19 protein-coding genes are annotated in these 19,299 nt (G+C 30.6%); 8 read left to right on the plus strand and 11 right to left on the minus strand.

Features of this window, described 5'->3' with window-relative positions:
• Positions 1-124: 124 nt before the first annotated feature.
• Positions 125-1,519, plus strand: coding sequence for an anaerobic C4-dicarboxylate transporter (locus CAMP5118_RS05185; RefSeq protein ID WP_263673966.1), 1,395 nt, complete (start codon positions 125-127; stop codon positions 1,517-1,519).
• 27 nt (positions 1,520-1,546) lie between these two features.
• Here the strand turns inward: CAMP5118_RS05185 and CAMP5118_RS05190 are convergent, their stop codons facing one another.
• The 8 genes from CAMP5118_RS05190 to CAMP5118_RS05225 form a co-directional block, all read right to left on the minus strand.
• Positions 1,547-3,397 carry an aryl-sulfate sulfotransferase gene (locus CAMP5118_RS05190; RefSeq protein WP_263678882.1) on the minus strand — a complete coding sequence of 617 codons (1,851 nt, stop codon included), beginning with the start codon at positions 3,395-3,397 and terminating at the stop codon, positions 1,547-1,549.
• 43 nt (positions 3,398-3,440) lie between these two features.
• Positions 3,441-4,085 (minus strand): thiol:disulfide interchange protein DsbA/DsbL, encoded by a 645-nt coding sequence (locus tag CAMP5118_RS05195; protein WP_263678880.1) that lies wholly within the window; start codon positions 4,083-4,085, stop codon positions 3,441-3,443.
• 55 nt (positions 4,086-4,140) lie between these two features.
• Complete coding sequence (locus tag CAMP5118_RS05200) at positions 4,141-6,540, minus strand: DUF3726 domain-containing protein (protein WP_337216774.1); 2,400 nt, start codon at positions 6,538-6,540, stop codon at positions 4,141-4,143.
• A gap of 18 nt (positions 6,541-6,558) precedes the next feature.
• A complete protein-coding gene (locus CAMP5118_RS05205) occupies positions 6,559-8,085 on the minus strand; it encodes a BCCT family transporter (protein ID WP_214126123.1) in 1,527 nt (508 codons plus the stop codon).
• Between the two features lie 9 nt (positions 8,086-8,094).
• The gene (locus tag CAMP5118_RS05210) at positions 8,095-9,087 is read right to left on the minus strand and encodes a dipeptidase (protein WP_263663989.1); all 993 of its coding nucleotides are present in this window, start codon (positions 9,085-9,087) and stop codon (positions 8,095-8,097) included.
• Between the two features lie 26 nt (positions 9,088-9,113).
• Positions 9,114-10,559, minus strand: coding sequence for an aldehyde dehydrogenase family protein (locus CAMP5118_RS05215; protein ID WP_337216775.1), 1,446 nt, complete (start codon positions 10,557-10,559; stop codon positions 9,114-9,116).
• An 18-nt stretch (positions 10,560-10,577) separates the two neighbouring features.
• Entirely contained in the window at positions 10,578-10,961 is a 384-nt protein-coding gene (locus CAMP5118_RS05220) for a RidA family protein (protein WP_263663992.1), read from the minus strand.
• 228 nt (positions 10,962-11,189) lie between these two features.
• Positions 11,190-11,819: a GntR family transcriptional regulator gene (locus CAMP5118_RS05225; RefSeq protein ID WP_263663994.1), complete on the minus strand. Its 630-nt coding sequence runs from the start codon at positions 11,817-11,819 to the stop codon at positions 11,190-11,192.
• 146 nt (positions 11,820-11,965) lie between these two features.
• Between CAMP5118_RS05225 and CAMP5118_RS05230 the strand changes: the two genes are divergently transcribed.
• Entirely contained in the window at positions 11,966-12,346 is a 381-nt protein-coding gene (locus CAMP5118_RS05230; protein WP_263678870.1) for a YbgC/FadM family acyl-CoA thioesterase, read from the plus strand.
• Here CAMP5118_RS05230 and CAMP5118_RS05235 read toward each other — a convergent pair.
• Genes CAMP5118_RS05235 through CAMP5118_RS05245 form a run of 3 tightly spaced genes read right to left on the minus strand, consistent with a single transcriptional unit; the run spans position 12,324 to position 14,622 of the window.
• Complete coding sequence (locus tag CAMP5118_RS05235; protein ID WP_337216776.1) at positions 12,324-13,541, minus strand: hypothetical protein; 1,218 nt, start codon at positions 13,539-13,541, stop codon at positions 12,324-12,326. The genes CAMP5118_RS05230 and CAMP5118_RS05235 overlap by 23 nt on opposite strands.
• On the minus strand, positions 13,538-14,149 hold the full coding sequence (locus CAMP5118_RS05240; protein ID WP_337216777.1) for a uracil-DNA glycosylase family protein: 612 nt from the start codon (positions 14,147-14,149) through the stop codon (positions 13,538-13,540). Before CAMP5118_RS05240 ends, CAMP5118_RS05235 begins: the two co-directional genes overlap by 4 nt.
• On the minus strand, positions 14,149-14,622 hold the full coding sequence (locus CAMP5118_RS05245) for a GNAT family N-acetyltransferase (protein ID WP_153801293.1): 474 nt from the start codon (positions 14,620-14,622) through the stop codon (positions 14,149-14,151). The genes CAMP5118_RS05240 and CAMP5118_RS05245 overlap by 1 nt, the downstream gene beginning before the upstream one ends.
• Before the next feature lie 138 nt (positions 14,623-14,760).
• Between CAMP5118_RS05245 and rpmH the strand changes: the two genes are divergently transcribed.
• Genes rpmH through mnmE form a run of 6 tightly spaced genes read left to right on the plus strand, consistent with a single transcriptional unit; the run spans position 14,761 to position 19,287 of the window.
• Positions 14,761-14,895, plus strand: coding sequence for a 50S ribosomal protein L34 (gene rpmH, locus CAMP5118_RS05250; RefSeq protein WP_012661270.1), 135 nt, complete (start codon positions 14,761-14,763; stop codon positions 14,893-14,895).
• Positions 14,892-15,218: a ribonuclease P protein component gene (rnpA, locus tag CAMP5118_RS05255; RefSeq protein ID WP_263664026.1), complete on the plus strand. Its 327-nt coding sequence runs from the start codon at positions 14,892-14,894 to the stop codon at positions 15,216-15,218. Before rpmH ends, rnpA begins: the two co-directional genes overlap by 4 nt.
• Positions 15,206-15,589 carry a membrane protein insertion efficiency factor YidD gene (gene yidD / locus CAMP5118_RS05260; protein ID WP_263664027.1) on the plus strand — a complete coding sequence of 128 codons (384 nt, stop codon included), beginning with the start codon at positions 15,206-15,208 and terminating at the stop codon, positions 15,587-15,589. Before rnpA ends, yidD begins: the two co-directional genes overlap by 13 nt.
• Entirely contained in the window at positions 15,553-17,133 is a 1,581-nt protein-coding gene (gene yidC, locus CAMP5118_RS05265; protein WP_337206083.1) for a membrane protein insertase YidC, read from the plus strand. Before yidD ends, yidC begins: the two co-directional genes overlap by 37 nt.
• Positions 17,117-17,962, plus strand: coding sequence for a Jag N-terminal domain-containing protein (locus tag CAMP5118_RS05270; protein ID WP_263683038.1), 846 nt, complete (start codon positions 17,117-17,119; stop codon positions 17,960-17,962). The genes yidC and CAMP5118_RS05270 overlap by 17 nt, the downstream gene beginning before the upstream one ends.
• Positions 17,959-19,287, plus strand: a complete 1,329-nt coding sequence (gene mnmE, locus CAMP5118_RS05275; protein WP_337216778.1) for a tRNA uridine-5-carboxymethylaminomethyl(34) synthesis GTPase MnmE — start codon at positions 17,959-17,961, stop codon at positions 19,285-19,287. Before CAMP5118_RS05270 ends, mnmE begins: the two co-directional genes overlap by 4 nt.
• Positions 19,288-19,299 lie beyond the last annotated feature (12 nt).

A 19,299-nucleotide genomic window follows, 5' to 3' on the forward strand; every position in this document is an offset into this window, starting at 1 on the left:
ACCAATATTTTGACAAACAAATTCAAAATATTGGTAAATATTTATTTAAATTAATAAAAAAATTTATTTACTATTAATAAAACTTACACTATACTCTCGCATATTTTAAAAACAAGGAGAGAGTATGGAAATGCTAACTAGTCTTAGCGAAGGCACTCAATTTAGTATCCAACTAGCCGTAGTTCTCATTTGTCTTTTTTATGGGGCAAAAAAAGGTGGTATCGCTCTAGGTTTATTAGGCGGTATAGGTTTGTTAGTTTTAAGTTTTGGTTTTGCTGTAGCACCTGGAAAACCTTCTATTGATGTTATGCTTACTATCTTAGCTGTTGTTGTTGCTAGTGCAACTTTACAAGCTAGTGGTGGTTTAGATGTAATGTTGCAAATTGCAGAAAGAGTTTTAAGAAAAAATCCTAAATTTTTAACTATCTTAGCTCCTTTTGTAACTTGCTTTTTAACTATACTTTGTGGAACCGGACATGTTGTTTATACTATGATGCCTATTATTTATGACATTGCTATTAAAAACGGCATACGCCCAGAAAGACCAATGGCTGCTTCTAGCATTTCTTCTCAACTTGGTATTATAGCAAGCCCTGTTTCAGTTGCTGTTGTAAGTTTAACTGCATTACTTTTAAATCCAGAAATTAACAAACATCCTTTAGCAGGATTTGATGGCTATGTAGATTTACTTGCTATTACTATACCTTCTACTTTAGTGGGTGTTTTAGCTATAGGAATTTTTTCTTGGTTTAGAGGAAAAGATCTTGACAAAGATGAAGAATTTCAAGCTAGAATCAAAGATCCAGAACAAAGAGAATACATCTATGGTGATAGCAAAACACTTCTTGGCCAACAACTTCCAACTATTCAATGGGTAGCTATGTGGATTTTCTTAGGTGCTATTGCAATAGTAGCTATACTTGGAGCCTTCCCAGAACTTAGACCACAATTTACCTCAAAAGGTGTTACTAAACCTATGAATATGGTTGCAACCATTCAAATGTTTATGCTTTTAGCAGGTGCAGCACTCATCATCTTTACCAAGCTTGATGCAAGTAAAATTGCAAAAAATGAAATTTTTAAATCAGGTATGATAGCTTTAGTAGCTGTTTTTGGAATTTCTTGGATGGCAGATACTATGTTTGCAGTACATACTCCTATGATGAAAGAATCTTTAGGAAATATTGTTATAGAACACCCTTGGACTTATGCAGTTATGCTTTTACTAATTTCTAAATTTGTTAATTCTCAAGCAGCAGCAATTGCAGCTTTTGTGCCACTTGCACTAGGAATTGGTGTTGAGCCAGGCATTATCATTGCTTTTGCAGCAGCTTGCTATGGATATTATATTTTACCAACCTATCCAAGCGATCTTGCAACTATACAATTTGATAGATCAGGCACTACTAAAATAGGTAAATTTGTTATCAATCACAGCTTTATCTTACCAGGTTTAATTGGTGTAATTGTTTCTTGCATAGTAGGTTATTTCTTAGCTTTAGGCGCAGGATATTTATAAAATAAAGGGCTTATTTTAAGCCCTTTTTTATTTAAATGCTTTTTCTAAATCAATAGGTATAGCCTGATAACCAGTACTTGCTCCACTAAAGCGAATTTGTACTGAAGGCTCTTTAGCTCCCCATTTAAACTCATCTATTTCAGGTTTTGGCTCTCCTATAGCAACACCCTTGCTTAAATCAAAAGCCATACCAGCGCTAGCGCTATAAACCATAATTGAATTTTTATCTTTATAGTACTCAGCTAAAGAAGTAATAGGCGAAAACCATTTATGGCCTCTTTGTTTTCCATATTCCCAAATTTGCTCTACGGTTTTATTTTTTTGATCTATTTTATATACAACCGCTCTTGAATATTTCATCGAAGCAAAAGCAGGTTGTGTTATAGCTCTTGCATCGCCATTATCAAAAGCTGTAATGTAAACATATCTTTTGTTAGATTTTTCATCTATTCTAAAAGCAGTGTGCTGTGTCCATGTAAAATCAAAACCACCTTCCTTATTTTTATAACCAGGACATTTACTATAATCATCTTCACAAATTATATTTTTGCCATTTTTATCAATAGGTTGTAAAAGTGCTTTTTTATACTTTTCTCCCCAGCCCTTATGCGCTCCTAATATCCATTTTACTTTTTTATCACGGCCGATTTTTATAATAGCACTTTGATGACGACTTGAAATGATAATGCTATCATCACTTGGATCATAATCTATGCTATTTACATGAGCCCAGTTACGCCCTACTCCAGTGCCTGCTATATCCCCAAAAATTTCACTTGTATCCATTTTGGCTAATTCTTCATTGCTTAGAGTTTTACCCGCTTTTGAAACATCTACATTTAAACAAACCGCACCTTGATCTAAAACTTTGATAATATTAGCTCTATATGGATCTAAAATTTCAAAAAGCCTCCACTCATCTACCACATTGCCATTATTATCAACCTCTAATATCACATCACGCACCGAGCGCACATTTTTACCATCAGGACGCTTAACATTAGCCAAGGCTACTCTTAAAAGATAATTTCCATTTGGCATTTGACTCATAGAATGAGAAAAATCTATATAAGAAGAAGGTAAAAGGCGGTTAAAAATTTCTCTACCCATTAAATCATATTTTACATATCTTTGACCAAACCCAAAGCTTAATGCCCCATCTGAGTTTTGTCTAAAACCCATCATAATACCACGATTATAAATATTATTTTTATCCATTAGCTTATCATTATCTAAATACCAACGAATTTCACCCTTTGTATCGACAATGAAGGCATTAGAAGCCTCATCCCATTCTAAAGCACCACCACTTGGATTATTCCATATAGCTTGAGAGCTTTTTGCGCTGTATTTTCCTGGAGTATTATTTACTAGATATAATCTATCTTCAAATTCTTTATCTACTTTAAGTACTTCCACTTTTTCAAAAGGCACACCTCTTTGCATAAGACTTCCACTTGGCTCTATATTTACCCCACCTGTTGCTATTTTATATACCTCATCTATTACTTTTTCACTTTTTCCAAAAGCACTTTTAGTATAGCTTACTTTTACTGTGTTTAAATACGATGGATAAAGTCCAAAAATAGGAATTCCTCCATAAGTTTTAATTTTATTAGAACTTACCTTATAAGATATAGTTTGTCCATTTGGCTTTGGAACTATAGTCACACTCACATCACTTAACTCATATCCTCCATCTACAATCACAGCACTAAGCGGGGATAAACCATAAGGATTGAGCTTTATAGCTCCAATTTTTCCTTGCACTTGATAGTCTATCTTAGCTCCGCTTACTCCACCTACAGCTAAAGCTAAATTTGGCACTAAAACCATGCTAGCTAGCAAGCTTAAGCTGATGATTTTTTTAATTTTCATGCTTATCCTTTATAAGATCAATAACACCTTTAAAATAAAGGCATTATTTAACTGAAAGTTCTTTAACTATACGGATTAGTTCTTCTAAAGAAGTAATGTATTCAGGATTGATTTGATATTTACCATTTACTACAAAAGCAGGTGTGCCGTAATTTCTTGAAATTTCATTAGCCACATCATAAGCAGCTAAAAGCTCTTTGGCTTCTTTGGTTTGTAAAAATTTTTGCAATTCTTCTTTGCTAGAACCGATAGCATTTAAACCTATTTTATAAAACAAATCAAGATTATTTAAATTTAACTTTTGCTCAAAATGACCTATAAAATACACATCAGCAAGCTTATAGGTAAGACTTTTTTCGCTAGTAACATCTAAACCTAAGGATTTTTCTTTAAAAGAAGCTAAAGCAAACATCTCATTTAAAGCCCCACCATACTCACTCATAGAACTTACTGAAAAAAGATCATATTTTAAACTTGGCAAAACCTCTTTAACCTTTGCTAAAGTGTGAAATTGATGATGAGTGTAACAATGAATACAACGATAAGAAAATACCTCTATTAGAGAATTTTGTGCATTTGGGATAGGTGTTTTTAAAGCAATATACTCTTTACCCTCACTTAACGCATTTGCATTTATAGCAAAACTGAGCGTACAACAAACAATCAAAAAAATATTTTTTAAATTCAATTTTAACTCCTATATCATGATATTGCAATATAATTATATTGCAATATCATAAACATCAGGATTCAACCACACCTCCAGCATCTTTTCTTGATTGCTCACTAGATTGAACCATAATTCCTTTTGTATATTTCAACAGTTCCTCCCATTCTTTCTTTTGTAGCAAGATGCCTTTTTGAACACTCTCTTCGTAATTTTTTTCAATAATATCATGAGAAATACTTACATTCTCATCATTTCTGATTAAAGGATTTTTAGAAATTTCAATATAAAGCGCTCTTTCATCTAAATCACAAGGTATATTTTTCATTAAAATATCTGGAAAATCTTCATTATTTTTTATAAAGTATTCCACATACTGAGATTGCTTTATGTCATACCAATAAGCTTTAACATATAAATTTTTATTTGATAATCTTTTTAACTGAGAATACACAAAACACCTATTATAACATTTTGAAATTTTTATATTTAAAGAATTATATTGATTTAAAAAATCAAGTGCATACGCAATAATAATTTGAATATGACATAATATGCTATGATGATTAAGATCAACACTTAAATACTCATTTGTAATGTTTAATGTTATATCTAAATTGTCGCTTTTCAAATAAGGCGCGGCTTTAAGAAAATTTGACAATCCATTTAATCCAGCCATTTGCATGTCAATAACCATAGATGCAATTAAATCAGCTTCTCCAAGATTTAATTTTAATCCATTATAAGCTTTAATACAAGCAGCTTTAAGTTCGTTTTTGGAAACATAAACATTATTATTAGATAAATCACAAACACTATGCTTATTTTTTGGCAATAATGGAAACATCCACTCATTAGCATGAATTTCATCCATTAAAGGTGCATTCTGAAACAATGTCACTTGAACCCATCTATCTGATCTTGGATCATACTTTGTTGCACCAAACATAGACAATTTAGCTCTTAAAAGATGCATAGGCAAAAAGTCTTTTGCTAAAACATTAGCTCTTATATCACCCATTACACAATTTCCCATAGTCCAAACTCTTCTAGCTATAGATGTAAAACAAGGGTTTTCTAATAAAAATTTACTTATATGTAAATAATCATCCTGATTTTTTAAAGCATTGTAAAATTTAACCACTTGCCTAGCAATATCTAAAGGTTGTTCTAGTTCATCTCCATTATCAACACCTCTTACTCCAAGCCTAGGCTCTTCTTTTTCTTCAGATATATACCAAAACCAATAATTATTTTCAGGATTTTCAAAATTAATACCTAAAGCCCAATCATATTTTTTCTCTATTACATTTTTAATTTCAGAAATTTTAACACCAGTAAGCTCTAATGGAGTTTCATCGATTGTCATCATTTTATCGTGTATATCAACTAATTCAGGATACAGTTCTAATAAACACGAAAGTACGATTTCTTGTGCTTCCAAAGAATATTTTTTTGTATATTCTACAAATTCCTCAATAACCATAGAAGCATTTATTTTTGTTTTTATTTCTTTTACTATATAAGAAAGCTCACTTGAAGCTATTTTGTTTAAATTATCTTGCCTTGAATCTATTGTTGTTATTTCTTTAAGATGTAAACTTGCTCTTTTTAAATAATCAATCAATTCTTTAGCCTTACTCATATCAAGCTTTTGTTGCATAACTTTTGACAAAGCTAATTCTCTTTGATAAAGCCAATTATCAACAACTTTTGGGTGTTTAATCAAATAAGGAGCCATACCAAGTCCAGTAGCATTTCCCACACCTAAATATCTTTGAATATCTCTATCAAGTTCTACAGCTTTATCTCCACCACGCTGTTTGGCTATATAATTTACCCAATCTAAACTAAATTGCCTTACAATATAAACAGCACACATTTCAGCAGAAAATGACTGAGAAAAATCTCCATTTTTTTGCAGATTATCAAAATCAGAAATTCCAAATTTTCCACTTCCATATACAGCTGTGGTTCTTAATATATAACCAACTTTAGCTAGTTCATCTAAATCAGGTTGTTTTCCATTAGCTAAAGAATTAACAATATATTCAAAAATTCTTACACTTTTATTAGCCCTTGCTAAAACAAAAGCATTGTTAAAATTTCTACCAGCTTCTTGCAGTGGAACATTTTCTTTTAAAACAGTCAATAATCCACTGTCAATCTCTCCATTTACAAAAGTAAAAGTAACATCCCACTTATTTGCTATAACTCTATCATTTCTTTCTTCATCTTTTATATAATTAGCAAATATAACAAGATGATATATTCCATGAGGTGTTCTAACTTGATATATTACATCACCAAATCCTTTATCATCTAAATCCCATAAAATATTTTTTAATACCCATTTTTCTTGAGCAATTTTCCTCATCAAAGTTCTAGTAAAACTAAGTCTAGATGGGTGCATAGAGCCTAGTCTTTCTAAAGACATGACTTCTTGTGGACTTCTTAATTTCATATCATTTTTCATTTTGTCTCCTTTTTTGTATTAACGTAAATTTTGCTCATCTGCCATTTTAATTGCAATCTGTATAGAGTTCCATAAGGTTGGTAATAATATAAATGAAACAGGCACAGCAGTAATTACTATAAATGATTGTAAAGCCGAAATTCCCCCCTGTCCGATAGATATTAAAATAATTGCCAATACCCCCATTAAAATTCCCCAAAAAGCTCTAAGAAGCTTACTAGGTTCAGTGTTCCCACTAACAATAACACTCATAGTATAAGTCATAGAATCACCAGTTGTAATAATAAAAATAGCTGCTAATATCAAAAATAATGCTGAAATAAATGTTGACAATGGCAATGACTGTGTGATTGCTATTAACGCAGCAGGTATATTAAAACCTTTAAAAGCAGAGCTTATGCTGCCTGGATTTTCTATTTCAAAATACAATCCTGTTCCACCAACAATAGTAAACCAAAACATTGTAATAATTGGTGCGCAAATACTTACAGCTATAATAAGCTCTCTTAAAGTCCTACCTCTTGAAATTCTAGCAATAAAGATAGCCAATACTGGACCATATCCTAAAAACCACCCCCAAAAAAACAAAGTCCAAGATGCAAGCCAAACAGTATCTTCTCTATAAGTAGCCATAGGTATAAAATTTTGTATCAAAGTTCCAACACCTTGAACATAAACATCCAAAATAAATTTTGTAGGACCAAAAATAAAAATAAAAAACATCAAACCTACAGCTAAAATAACATTCCATTTACTAAGAATTTGAATGCCTTTTGCTAAACCTCTAAGTGAAGATATAGTATAAACTAAAATAGCCAAAATAATAATACTCATTTGAGTGATTATATTATCTGGTATTTGAAAAATCATATTTAGTGCATAAGAAATTTGCAAACCTAAAAATCCTATAGGTCCTATAGTACCAGCAGCAACAGCCACAATACAAAAAGCATCTATTAAAGAACCAATCCATCCGTGTATAACTTTATCACCAAAAATAGGATAAAGAATAGTTCTAGGTCTTAAAGGAAGGCCTTTTTCATAGTGTAAATACATTAGCACTATTGTGGTAATAGTTCCAGAAACAGCCCAAGATAAAAAACTCCAATGCATGTAAGATTGCGCTAGAGCTTCTGTGATTTTTTGAAAAATATTACTAGTATTTCCAAATACAGGAGATGGAGAAACAAAATGAGCTATAGGCTCTCCAGCAGCCCAAAAAACACCTCCGCCTGCAAGTAAAGTACACATAATAATAGATATCCATTGAAATGTACTCATTTCAGGATTTTTAATATTACCCAAAACTACGCCGCCTGTTCTTCCCCAACTAAGCCCGATCCCAATAATAAAAGTCAAAAGTAGTAAAATTTGCCAATATGCACCAAAGTATTTTGCTGAGACATTAAAACCAAACTCAACGATCGCACTAAGTAACTTTGAATCAATTAAAGCTATTACAACAAATATCATCAAAAATCCACTACTACAAATTAAAGTCAACTTATCAATACGAGTATTGTTTTTAGGAGCACTGTTTAACATTTTAACTCCTTAGCAAGTTTGAGCTTTTAAGCCATCTTGTAAAAAATGAAGCCAATTAAGACCCATGATTTTTTTTACATCATTCTCAGAAAACCCATAATTAGTCAATCCTTTATAGATATTATATAAGCCACTAGTATCATTAAACCAAGACACATTTTTAGGCCATGTGGAATTAGTAGCACTACCTTCGCCATAATCTTTTATCTTAGACCATCTACCATTGCGCATCCATTCTAATACATCTAATGGTTGATTTAAACATAAATCACTTCCTATACCTATATGATCAACCCCTATCATATCTGCCAAATCAGCACTCATTTTACAAAAATCATCCAATGTACAATCGCTTCCATTTGGCAAATGAAAAGGATATAAAGACAAACCTATCAAACCTTTTCTCTTAGCTAAAGCTTTTATCACCTCATCGCTTTTATTTCGCAATCCATTGTGCGCAAATTTAGGATTAGCATGAGATATACATATAGGGCGAGACGATATGTCAATAGCTTCCAATGTTGATCTATCACTACTATGAGACATATCAACAATCATACCAACCCTATTCATTTCTTCAATCGCTTGTTTGCCAAAGCGAGTGATACCACTGTCGTTTTTTTCATAACAACCAGTAGCCAATAAGCTTTGATTATTATAAGTTAGCTGCATAATCAACAAACCAAGCTGTCTCATAACAGATATTAACCCTATTTCATCATCAATCAAAGAACAATTTTGCGCTCCAAAAAAAATCCCTACCTTATTTTGAGCTTTTGCTTTTAAAATATCTTCGCTTGAAAAAACAGGCAATATATATTCATTAAATTCTTCAAAAAATCTATGCCACTGGGCAAATCTAGTGAGTGTTTCTCTAGCATTTTCATGATATACTAAAGTAACATGCACAGCACTAACACCACTTGATTTTAAAAATTTAAAATATTCTTTATCCCATTTGCAATATTGCAAACCATCTATAATGATATCTTTCCCAAACATAACCACCTCCTTTTTGTAAACAACATTTAATAAGCTTTTACATAAGTTGTTTTTACAACTGTGTAAAATTCCTTCGCATAAGAACCTTGCTCTCTTGGACCAAAGCTAGATTCTTTTCTGCCTCCAAAAGGTACATGATAATCTGTTCCAGCTGTAGGAAGATTAATCATAACACAACCACTTTTTGCTTCTTTTTTAAATATGTTTGCATTTTTTAAACTCGATGTTACAATCCCTGAAGTCAATCCAAAACGAGTACCATTATTAAGCGCAACAGCTTCTTGTAAATCTTTTGCTTTAATCACACATGCTAATGGAGCAAAAATTTCTTCCTGATTAACATCCCAATCATTTTTAGTATTAATAAATAAAGTAGGAGACATATAGTAACCATTTTTATCAAGTGATAATTTTTTACCACCAAATACCAATTCCGCTCCAAGATCTTTAGCTCTTTGAACCCATTTGAAATTAGATTCAAATTGTTTATTATCGGCTACTGGTCCCATAAAAATTCCATCATCTAAGCAATGGCCAACCTTTAATGTTTTCATTCTAGAAACCATTTTCTCAACAAAAGCATCATGAATACTTTCCATAACAATCAAACGAGAACTTGCTGTGCATTTTTGTCCAGTACCTGAAAAAGCTCCTGCAATAGCACACTCAACAGCAAGATCAAGATCTGCATCATCCATAATAACTAAGGCATTTTTACTACCCATTTCTAATTGACATTTAACAAAATTTGCAGCCGTAGCACGTGCTATTTTTCTACCAACATCAACAGATCCAGTAAAAGAAAGTGCGTTGATATTTCTAGAATTAATAATAGTCTCACCAACTTCTCCACCACTACCTAAAACTAAATTAAATACACCGCTTGGCAATCCATGCTCATGAATAATCTCAGCCAAAGCTACAGCAGAAGCTGGAGTGGTATTAGCTGGTTTCCATACTATACTATTACCAAAACAAAGAGCAGGAGCTATTTTCCAAGAAGCTGTTGCAATAGGGAAATTCCAAGGAGAAATAATACCAACAACACCAACAGCCTCTCTTGTAATCTCAACATCAACACCACTTCTTACAGACGCTGCATTTTCCCCAATTTGTCTTAATACTTCAGCTGCATAATATTGAAAAAATTGACCTGATCTAAACGCTTCTCCTTTTCCTTCTATTTTTGTTTTTCCTTCTTCTAAAGATATGATTTTTCCAATCTCATCGCTTCTATTCATTAAAGATTCACCGATTTTATAAAGCAAATTTGCCTTTTCTTCTAAAGGAGTTTTTTCCCAAGAAACTTGAGCCTCTTTAGCAGCATCAATAGCTAGCTCTACTTGTTTTTTATCAGCCTGTGCTACATCCCCTAGATCATTATCAATATCAGATGGATTAATATTTTTTATAGTATTAACACCCTCTACCCATTGACCATTAATATATAAACCCTTAGTACAATCTAACATTTTATATCCTTTATAATTTTAATTATGAGTTTGCGCATAAACTACAAATTCAACCAGCATTTCTTCTCTAGCCAAACCAGAAACAATAAATGCAGCTCTATTTGGATAAACTGTATTGAAATAGGTTGAATATATCGAATTTACAAATTTTAAATCTTCTCTTTTTGTAACATAAATTAAAATCTGTAACACATCATCTAATTTAGAACCAGCACATTCTAAAGTATGAATAAGATTTGAAAAAACTTGCTTGGTTTGCGCTTCTATACCACCAGTAACAACCTCTCCATTTTTATCAATAGGAATTTGTGCTGTATATAAAATATTATTTGATACAACCGCCCATTCTAATGGAGATTTTGAGGGGAATAATTTTGTTTTAACCGCTATTTTACTTGACATACAACTCCTTTTTGTATTGTTATATTTTCAAGTCTATAGGAAAAAAACTTAATAAATACTTAATGCCGACAATAAATATATTATATATTTTCTTACCTTGAAAAAAACATGTAAATATGTGAATATTGGTAAATATATTTAAAAGATATCCCTATGATTAAAACATCAAATAAGTTAGTAAGGTAGTTTTAGTTGTAAAATTGAATATATACTTATTATATGATTATATCAAATCAAATATTGTTTAACAAAATTCTCAAAATAATCAATAATGTCATCAACATATTCCAAAGCTTTTTCTGTGTTTTTTTGATACACAGCTTTTAATATATTCTTGTGTTTTTCTTTTACAATATCATGTTGACTATTTTGAGCATAGCGATACCAAAATCTCCTTGAAATCCCTTGCACATTTCTCAATTCTTCGTAAATAAAATAATTTTTAGAAGCTTTAGCTAATACATCTTGTCTTTTATCAAGCCATGATAAAAAATTTATTTCATCATAATTTTCAATTTCATTTAAAAGTTCATTTATAGCTTTTTTATCATCCTCAGTAAGTCTTTTTATAGCACATTCTATACAAAGTTTCAAAATAACTCTTCTTACTTCCAAAAGTTGCATTTGTAAAGAAGCATTCATTTGTGGAACCATTATTCCTGCTTTTGATATATTCACCAAATAACGTTTTGAAAGCAACAATAACGCTTCTCTTACAGGCGTACGTCCAACATCAAGCATATTTGCTATGCCCTGTTCTGTCAAAATACTACCAGGCTCTATTTCACAAAAAACTATTCTTCTTTCTAATTCATCATATACTTGTTCGGCTAAAGTTTTATTTTTCACTTTTTTCATGTAATTTCCAAATATAAAATAAAAATTATAGAATAATATCTAATTATTAATGTATTTAAGACAGAATATTAATGATTAAAATTCATATTTGATATTCAATTTACTTTAAATATAATGTATTATAAAAAACAAAAAAAGGATTTTAAATGCAAATACGAATTTATTATGAAGATACCGATGCAGGTGGAGTGGTATATCATAGCAACTACTTAAAATTTTGCGAAAGAGCAAGAAGTGAGATATTTTTTCAAAAAAATGCAAAAATTTTTGACAAAAGCACAGGACATTTTCTACTTACAAAAGCAAATTGTAACTTTTTAAAACCCGCTAAACTTGGAGATCTTATAGAAGTAAAAACATTTATCACAAAGCTTAAAAAAGCTTCAGTTTATATAAAACAAGAGATTTACAAAGAAAACACCAAACTTTTTGAGGCTGAATTTACCCTAGCTTTTTTAAAAAATGAAAAAGTAGCCCCTATAGATGAGGCTATAGCTAGGGTTTTTACTGATTTTGCAAAGGAGTAAAACCTAAGCCTTGCGAACGAATAATCTTAACCTTATAGTCAAATTGATTATCATTTAAACTCTCATCGAAAATTCTCTGAGAGTCTTTATCTAAAAACTGCGTATAAAAATAATCAAGGCCCACGCTAGTTGCATACGCTATCCAGTTGTAATTAATATTTTGCGAAAAAAGCTCATTAAGATAGCTTAGAGTTTGATCCTCATTAGAAATGGAATTTGCTAGCAAAAGTTTTTTTCTATCGTTAATTTGCGTTAAACTTAGCAAAATAGGATTATAATTAATCTGAGTTGATAATAACACAAAAGGCTCTATATCATAAGTTCTTATTTGTGAGCTTATAAGCGCTGTTTTAATCAAAGAAGTATTTAAAATAATACTAGAATCTTGAAAACTTCTATTTTGATTTAAAATACTTCTAAAATCAAATTTAGAACTATTAATAGTATAAATTTTCTCACTACCATTACCTGCGTTTAAAACATTCTCATCTAAGCGATTTGCCAAAGGTGTTCCATCTGAAAAAATAATATTTTTACCATTTGAATATTCTAAAAGTTTTTGAATTTGTTTTTGATAGTCTATACTTCCAAAATACACATTTTCATTTTGCGTATCAAAATTTCTTTTATGTGCAGTAGGAATAAAAACTTTTACATTAGAATCAAGGCTTTCTTTTAATAAATTTTTCACACCTTTATCTGTAAAACCTGCGATGATGTAATTAAATTTTTCTTCTTGAGCTTGCTTAAAAGCTTTAGTTATCTTGTTCTCATCTTCTGTGCCTATTAAAAACACCTTTACTTTTATTTGCGCTCTTTGTCTTAATAAATACGCTATGCTTGAATTTATAATAGTGTTAGAATAGCTTTTAATCGTTTGCTCAGGTATAATAATAGCTAATTTTACACTAGCATTTTTTTGAATTCTTTTTTCAAAATCTATGATGGAATTTAAAAGTTTAGTATAGATATTAACCAAAAGTTCATTTGCATTATCATTGTTAAATCTTGATAAGAAATTGAAATAAAGTCCTGTTTCTAACAAAGTAAATAAACAATCATTATCACAATTTTGAAATTCTAAATTAGGATAAAAAGACTCACTAGGTTCTATGGGCGATGGTTTTTGCTCTTTCGCAAAAGCACTTAAAGTTAAAACAAAACTCATCATCAAACAAACTAAACTTTTTCTCATAAATAACCTTTTATTTTTTTAATATCTTCTATAAATTCAGCATAAAAGCTAGGATTTTTACTCAAAAAATTCAAATCATAACTTGGCAAAAGCAAAGCATTATTAAAACGCATACATTGCCCTTTGTGTTTTTGAAAGTTCTCAAAACCCAAACTTACAAAAGCTTCTTGACCAAGACATAAAATAATCTTTGCTTTTACAAAATCAAGCTCGTTATAAAAATACGGCAAGCATAATTTTAGTGCTTGATCATCTATTTTAAAATTACTAAAACATTTAAACATATAAGAAAAATATATCTCATCTTCTTTTAAATTTAAAAGCTCTTTGCATAATCTTAAAAACTCTTGTTTGTTTTTAGAAGCAAAAAACTTTCCACTTTCGTTTTCTTCTTTATCAATAAAAGCTTGATAAATCAGAATTTTAGCATTTTTGGCTTCTTTTTCTATTAAACTATACTTTCTTAATTTAGAAAAATGACAAAGATTGCAAGTTTTTACTCTTTCGTTTAATTCTTTAAAACTTAAGTTAAAATGTCTAATTTGCTTTTGTTCATCAAAGTATTCATAACCAAAAGCTTTTAGATAATACAAACTGCGTTTATTCATCACATCAATGCTTCTAAATTTTCACCCTCTAAACGATAAGTTCTCCACTCACTCATATGTCTTGCATTTAACTTGGTATAAAATTCAATCCCCAAATCATTATCATTTAAACAAACCCACTCTAAGCGTTTAAGATTTTTTTCTTTGCAAATTTGCGCTAGATATTTAAAAACAGCTCTAGCATAACCTTTTTTTCTATGCTTTGGTTGTATGTAAATATCTTCTAAGTACAACCCACCCAAACCCCAAAAAGATGAAAAAGTAAAATAATACATCACATAGCCTATTATCTCACCATCAACCTTTAGGCTCAAAGCCTTAGCATATTCATGTTTAAAAAATGATTCTTCAAGTTCTTTGCTTGTGCATTTTACATCTTCAAGCATATTTTCATGAATAGCAAGTTCTTTGAGTAATTCTAAAATTTTTTCCAAATCTTCTTTTTTACTCTCACAAATTTCAAAAGCCATTATTTTTCCTTAGTTTACAAAATAAAATCAAAATTTAGCAAAAAGTTTTAAAATAACTCTTAATTAAAAGCAGATTTAAGTAAGATTTTGCTAACATACTCGCTTATTATTTTGTTTTTTATTTTAAGTTAAGGAAAAAATATGAAAAGAACATATCAACCACATAAAACTCCTAAAAAAAGAACTCACGGCTTTCGTGTACGCATGAAGAGTAAAAATGGTCGCAAAGTGATCAATGCTAGACGTGCTAAAGGTAGAAAAAGATTAGCGGTATAAAAGATTTTCTAAGTATTAACGACTTAGGAGAGTTTGCAGCAATTTATAAAGAAGGTAAAAAATGGCATTGCGAAGGCATGATCATCTTTTACTCTTTAAGCGAAGAAAAAAAATTCGCCGTTGTTGCTAGTAAAAAAGTTGGAAAAGCTGTTATAAGAAATAGAGCCAAAAGGCTCTTAAGATCAGCTTTTTTTCAGGTTAAAAATCAAGTTGAAAACGGAAAATACATACTTGTAGCTAAGACAAGTATTACTGAAATTCCTTTTTTAAAATTAGAAAAAAACTTGAAATGGGGTTTGAAAAAAATAGGATGCATAAAATAGTTTGTCTAAAATTTATCAGATTTTATCAACTCTTTATCAGTCCTTTTAAACCACAATGCTGTAGGTATTACCCAAGTTGCTCTGAGTATGCCTTATGGCAATTTAAAAAAAATAATATTTTTAAAGCATTTGGTGCAGTTTTTTTAAGAATTTTAAAATGCAATCCGTTTTTTAAAGGTGGTATTGATTATCCTAAAATACGCAAGAATAATCTAAACTCAGGTATATGTTTTAAACCTAGTTTTAATGCTTTAAAACAACTCAATTATCTTTATATCCCTTGCAACGATAATCAATTTTTTTTAATTAAGATTATATTTCCAAAGGACAATCCGTGTCAGAAAATTTATCTCAACAAAAACGCATATTAATTGCTGTTGTATTATCATTTTTATTTTTTGTAGTTTATGATTATTTTTTTATACCCAAAGCTCCACAAACTGAGCAAAATATCACTCAAATAGAACAAAACAACTCAGCTCCACAAAGCACTACAAGTACTAACTCTCAAGCTCCAAAAACAGAACTTAGCGTTAATCAAAAAGAAGAAATAGCAGTTGTTAAAAGTGAACATTTTGAAGCACATATTGACTCTTTAGGTAGGATAGCTAAATTTTATCTAAGTGATGAAAAATACAAAGATGAAAATGGCAAAAGTATTAATCTAGTAGATACTTCTTTATCACCTTTACCATTAGAAATAAGATTTAGTGATGCAAAAATCAATCAAGAGGCATTTAATACACCATATACCACAAGTCAAAAAACTATCAATGTCAGCGATGAAAACACAACCTTGATCCTTACTCAAAATTTAAATGATTTAGTAGTAACCAAAAAAATCACTTTCCATAAATATGGAAACTATGATTTAGAGGTTAATCTAAGCAAAGACGCAGCTTATTTTATCACACCAGGTTATCGTCCAAATATAGCAGTTGATAGCTATACAGTACATGGGGTTTTGATCTTAGATAAAGATGATAAAATCACAATGTTAGAAGATGGCGATGTAGAAAATGATGAAAGTTTTTCTAATGTAACCCTTATGGCGGCTTCAGATCGCTATTATAGTGTTTTCTTTTATAATTTTGAAAAACCTTTAAATGCAGTAGTTACTAAAGATAATCACGAAAATTCTATCGTTTTTGCAAGTGCGACAAATACTTTTAAGGCAAGCGGTTATGTTGGCTCAAAAGAGCATGAAATTTTAAGAAGCATTCATGCGGATTTAGATGATGTTGTGGAATATGGTTGGTTTACTTTTATAGCTAAGCCTATGTTTGAATTTTTAAATTTCTTACATGGCTACATGGGCAACTGGGGTTGGGCTATTGTAGTGATGACTTTAATCGTGCGTATTATTCTTTTCCCACTTACTTACAAATCAATGATTTCTATGAATAAACTCAAAGATTTAGCGCCTAAAATGAAAGAAATCAGAGAACGTTATAAAGGCGATCCGCAAAAGATGAATTTGCACATGATGGAACTTTATAAAAAACATGGTGCAAATCCTATGAGCGGATGTTTACCAATACTCATTCAAATTCCAATTTTCTTTGCAATTTATAGAGTTTTACTAAATGCTATAGAGCTAAAAGCTGCACCATGGGCTTTTTGGATTACAGATTTATCTGTGATGGATCCATGGTTTATCTTACCTATATTTATGGGTCTAACTATGTTTATCCAGCAACTTATCACACCAATGGCTATACAAGATCCTATGCAAGAAAAGATTATGAAATTTTTACCATTAATTTTCACTTTCTTCTTCTTAACCTTCCCAGCAGGTTTAACTTTATATTGGTGTGTAAATAATATATGCTCACTTATTCAACAAGTGATTGTAAATAAACTTTTCAAAAACCACAAAAAAGAGGAAATAGCTAAACATGAACATAGAAGCTAAAGACTTACAAACTGCACTCATAGAAGCCTCAAAACAACTTGAGTGCTCTGTGATTGATCTAGAATATGAAGTTATTCAACATGCTAAAGCAGGATTTTTTGGTTTGTTTAGAAAAAATGCTATTATTTGTATTAAAGGACACAAAAAAACCAAAAAACCTCATCAAGAAAAAGCTAAAAAAAATCAAAACGAGAATTTTAGCAAACATTCACAAAAAAATCTTGAAAAAAATGAACACTACAAAGAACACAGAGAAAGTTTTCAAAAACCACTTGAAGCCAATGCTCCAACGAAAGAACATTATAAAGTAAAAAATGATGCTATTTTTGATTCATTTCATAAAGAATCACCAGAAGAAAAAAATATCGCTTCTTATATTGATGAGATAAAAATTTCACTAGAAAATTTACTGGCAACTTTTGATTTTGATATCAAGGTTGTACAAGTTAGTGTTTGGGACGAAAATTGTGTATTGATAAAACTTGATGGAGAAGATGCAGCTTTACTTATAGGCAAAGAAGCCCATAGATATAAGGCTTTTTCATATTTACTTTATAACTGGCTTAGCGCTAAATATAAAATTCAGCCAAGACTAGAAATCGCTCAATTTTTAGAAAATCAAACCCAAGCTATAGAAAATTATTTAAAAATTCTTATAGAAAAAGTAGAGAGTACAGGAAGAGTCCAAACAAAGCCTTTAGATGGAATTTGGCTAAAACTTGCATTAGAAAAATTAAGAGAACGTTTTCCTGATAAATATGTAGCTATTAAACAAAATGACGATCAAAGATACATCGTTGTAAATGATTTTTTGAAGAAAAATGAATGAATGACACTATAGCTGCTATAGCCACAGCCCATGGAGTGGGCTCTATAAGTATCATTAGAGTAAGTGGGAAGAAAGCTTTAGAGCTTGCATTGAAAATTACCCACAAAAAAGAATTAACGCCCCGCTATGCACACTTGTGCAAACTTTATAAAAACAACAATGACTTTTTAGATGAAGCTTTAGTGATTTATTTTAAAGCACCCTACTCTTTTACAGGAGAAGATATAGTAGAATTTCAACTTCATGGGGGTTTTTCTTTGAGTGAAATTTTACTTGATGAGCTTATTTTAGCAGGAGCGCGTCTTGCTAGCCCTGGAGAATTTAGCAAAAGAGCTTGTTTAAATGGCAAAATGGATCTTTTAAAAGCTTTAAGTATACAAGATGTCATCATGTCAAAATCAACAAGTGCTGCAAATATCATAGCAAAAAACATTAAAGGTGATTTAAGTAAATTTTTAAATACCATTAGAATGGATCTTGTTCAAACCCTTGCTTTTGTAGAAACTAGTATTGATTATGCAGATGATGACTTACCACAAGATTTACTTGATCAAATCATTACCATGTGTGAAAAAAATTCAAAACTTTTACGCGATATAGTAGATATTTCTTTAAGTAAAAAAGGACTTATAGAAGGCTTTAAAGTTGCTATTATCGGTAAGCCAAATGCAGGAAAAAGCTCCTTATTAAATTCACTTTTAGCTTTTGATAGAGCTATTGTTTCGAATATTGCAGGCACCACAAGAGATCGTATCGAAGAAAGTTTAAAAATAGGTTCACATTTAATCAAAATCATCGACACAGCAGGTATAAGAAATGCAGATGATGAGATAGAAAAAATCGGAGTTAACTTAAGCTATGAAAGTATTAAAGAAGCAGATATTATCATAGCTGTTTTTGATGGATCTAAAGAATTTGAAGAAGAAGATGAGCGTATTTTACAAGCTTTAAAAGATTGTGATAAAAAAATCATTTATGTTTTAAACAAAAGTGATCTAGCCACCAAATTTAAACATGAAATTAGCACTTCTTGTATACGCATTTGCGTCCAAGAAAACACCCTAGCCATTAAGGAAAGTTTAAATGAATACTTAAATACTTTAGATGGTGATGGAATGCTAATTAGCAATACCTTAATACTCAATGCTTGTAAAAATGCTAGCGAAGCTATTTTGCGTGCAAGAGATTTATTAAAAGAAAGTTCTTTAGAGCTTTTTGCTTTTGAATTAAATTTAGCCATAGGAGAGATAGCTCAATTTACAAAAGATTTTGAAAGAGATGAAATTTTAGATGCTATGTTTAGTAATTTTTGTTTAGGAAAATAAAAAGGAGAGAAA

This window comes from Campylobacter sp. LMG 7929, assembly GCF_024723595.1.
GTDB lineage: Bacteria > Campylobacterota > Campylobacteria > Campylobacterales > Campylobacteraceae > Campylobacter_D.

Excerpts from the sequence above, each read along its gene's own strand:
- CAMP5118_RS05220 (WP_263663992.1), bottom strand. The coding sequence starts at position 10,961 with ATGTCAAGTAAAATAGCGGTTAAAACAAAATTATTCCCCTCAAAATCT.
- CAMP5118_RS05205 (WP_214126123.1), bottom strand. The coding sequence starts at position 8,085 with ATGTTAAACAGTGCTCCTAAAAACAATACTCGTATTGATAAGTTGACT.
- CAMP5118_RS05240 (WP_337216777.1), bottom strand. The coding sequence starts at position 14,149 with ATGAATAAACGCAGTTTGTATTATCTAAAAGCTTTTGGTTATGAATAC.
- yidD (WP_263664027.1), top strand. The coding sequence starts at position 15,206 with ATGCATAAAATAGTTTGTCTAAAATTTATCAGATTTTATCAACTCTTT.
- CAMP5118_RS05230 (WP_263678870.1), top strand. The coding sequence starts at position 11,966 with ATGCAAATACGAATTTATTATGAAGATACCGATGCAGGTGGAGTGGTA.
- CAMP5118_RS05235 (WP_337216776.1), bottom strand. The coding sequence starts at position 13,541 with ATGAGAAAAAGTTTAGTTTGTTTGATGATGAGTTTTGTTTTAACTTTA.
- CAMP5118_RS05200 (WP_337216774.1), bottom strand. The coding sequence starts at position 6,540 with ATGAAAAATGATATGAAATTAAGAAGTCCACAAGAAGTCATGTCTTTA.
- CAMP5118_RS05190 (WP_263678882.1), bottom strand. The coding sequence starts at position 3,397 with ATGAAAATTAAAAAAATCATCAGCTTAAGCTTGCTAGCTAGCATGGTT.
- CAMP5118_RS05185 (WP_263673966.1), top strand. The coding sequence starts at position 125 with ATGGAAATGCTAACTAGTCTTAGCGAAGGCACTCAATTTAGTATCCAA.
- rpmH (WP_012661270.1), top strand. The coding sequence starts at position 14,761 with ATGAAAAGAACATATCAACCACATAAAACTCCTAAAAAAAGAACTCAC.
- CAMP5118_RS05270 (WP_263683038.1), top strand. The coding sequence starts at position 17,117 with ATGAACATAGAAGCTAAAGACTTACAAACTGCACTCATAGAAGCCTCA.
- CAMP5118_RS05215 (WP_337216775.1), bottom strand. The coding sequence starts at position 10,559 with ATGTTAGATTGTACTAAGGGTTTATATATTAATGGTCAATGGGTAGAG.
- CAMP5118_RS05225 (WP_263663994.1), bottom strand. The coding sequence starts at position 11,819 with ATGAAAAAAGTGAAAAATAAAACTTTAGCCGAACAAGTATATGATGAA.
- CAMP5118_RS05210 (WP_263663989.1), bottom strand. The coding sequence starts at position 9,087 with ATGTTTGGGAAAGATATCATTATAGATGGTTTGCAATATTGCAAATGG.
- mnmE (WP_337216778.1), top strand. The coding sequence starts at position 17,959 with ATGAATGACACTATAGCTGCTATAGCCACAGCCCATGGAGTGGGCTCT.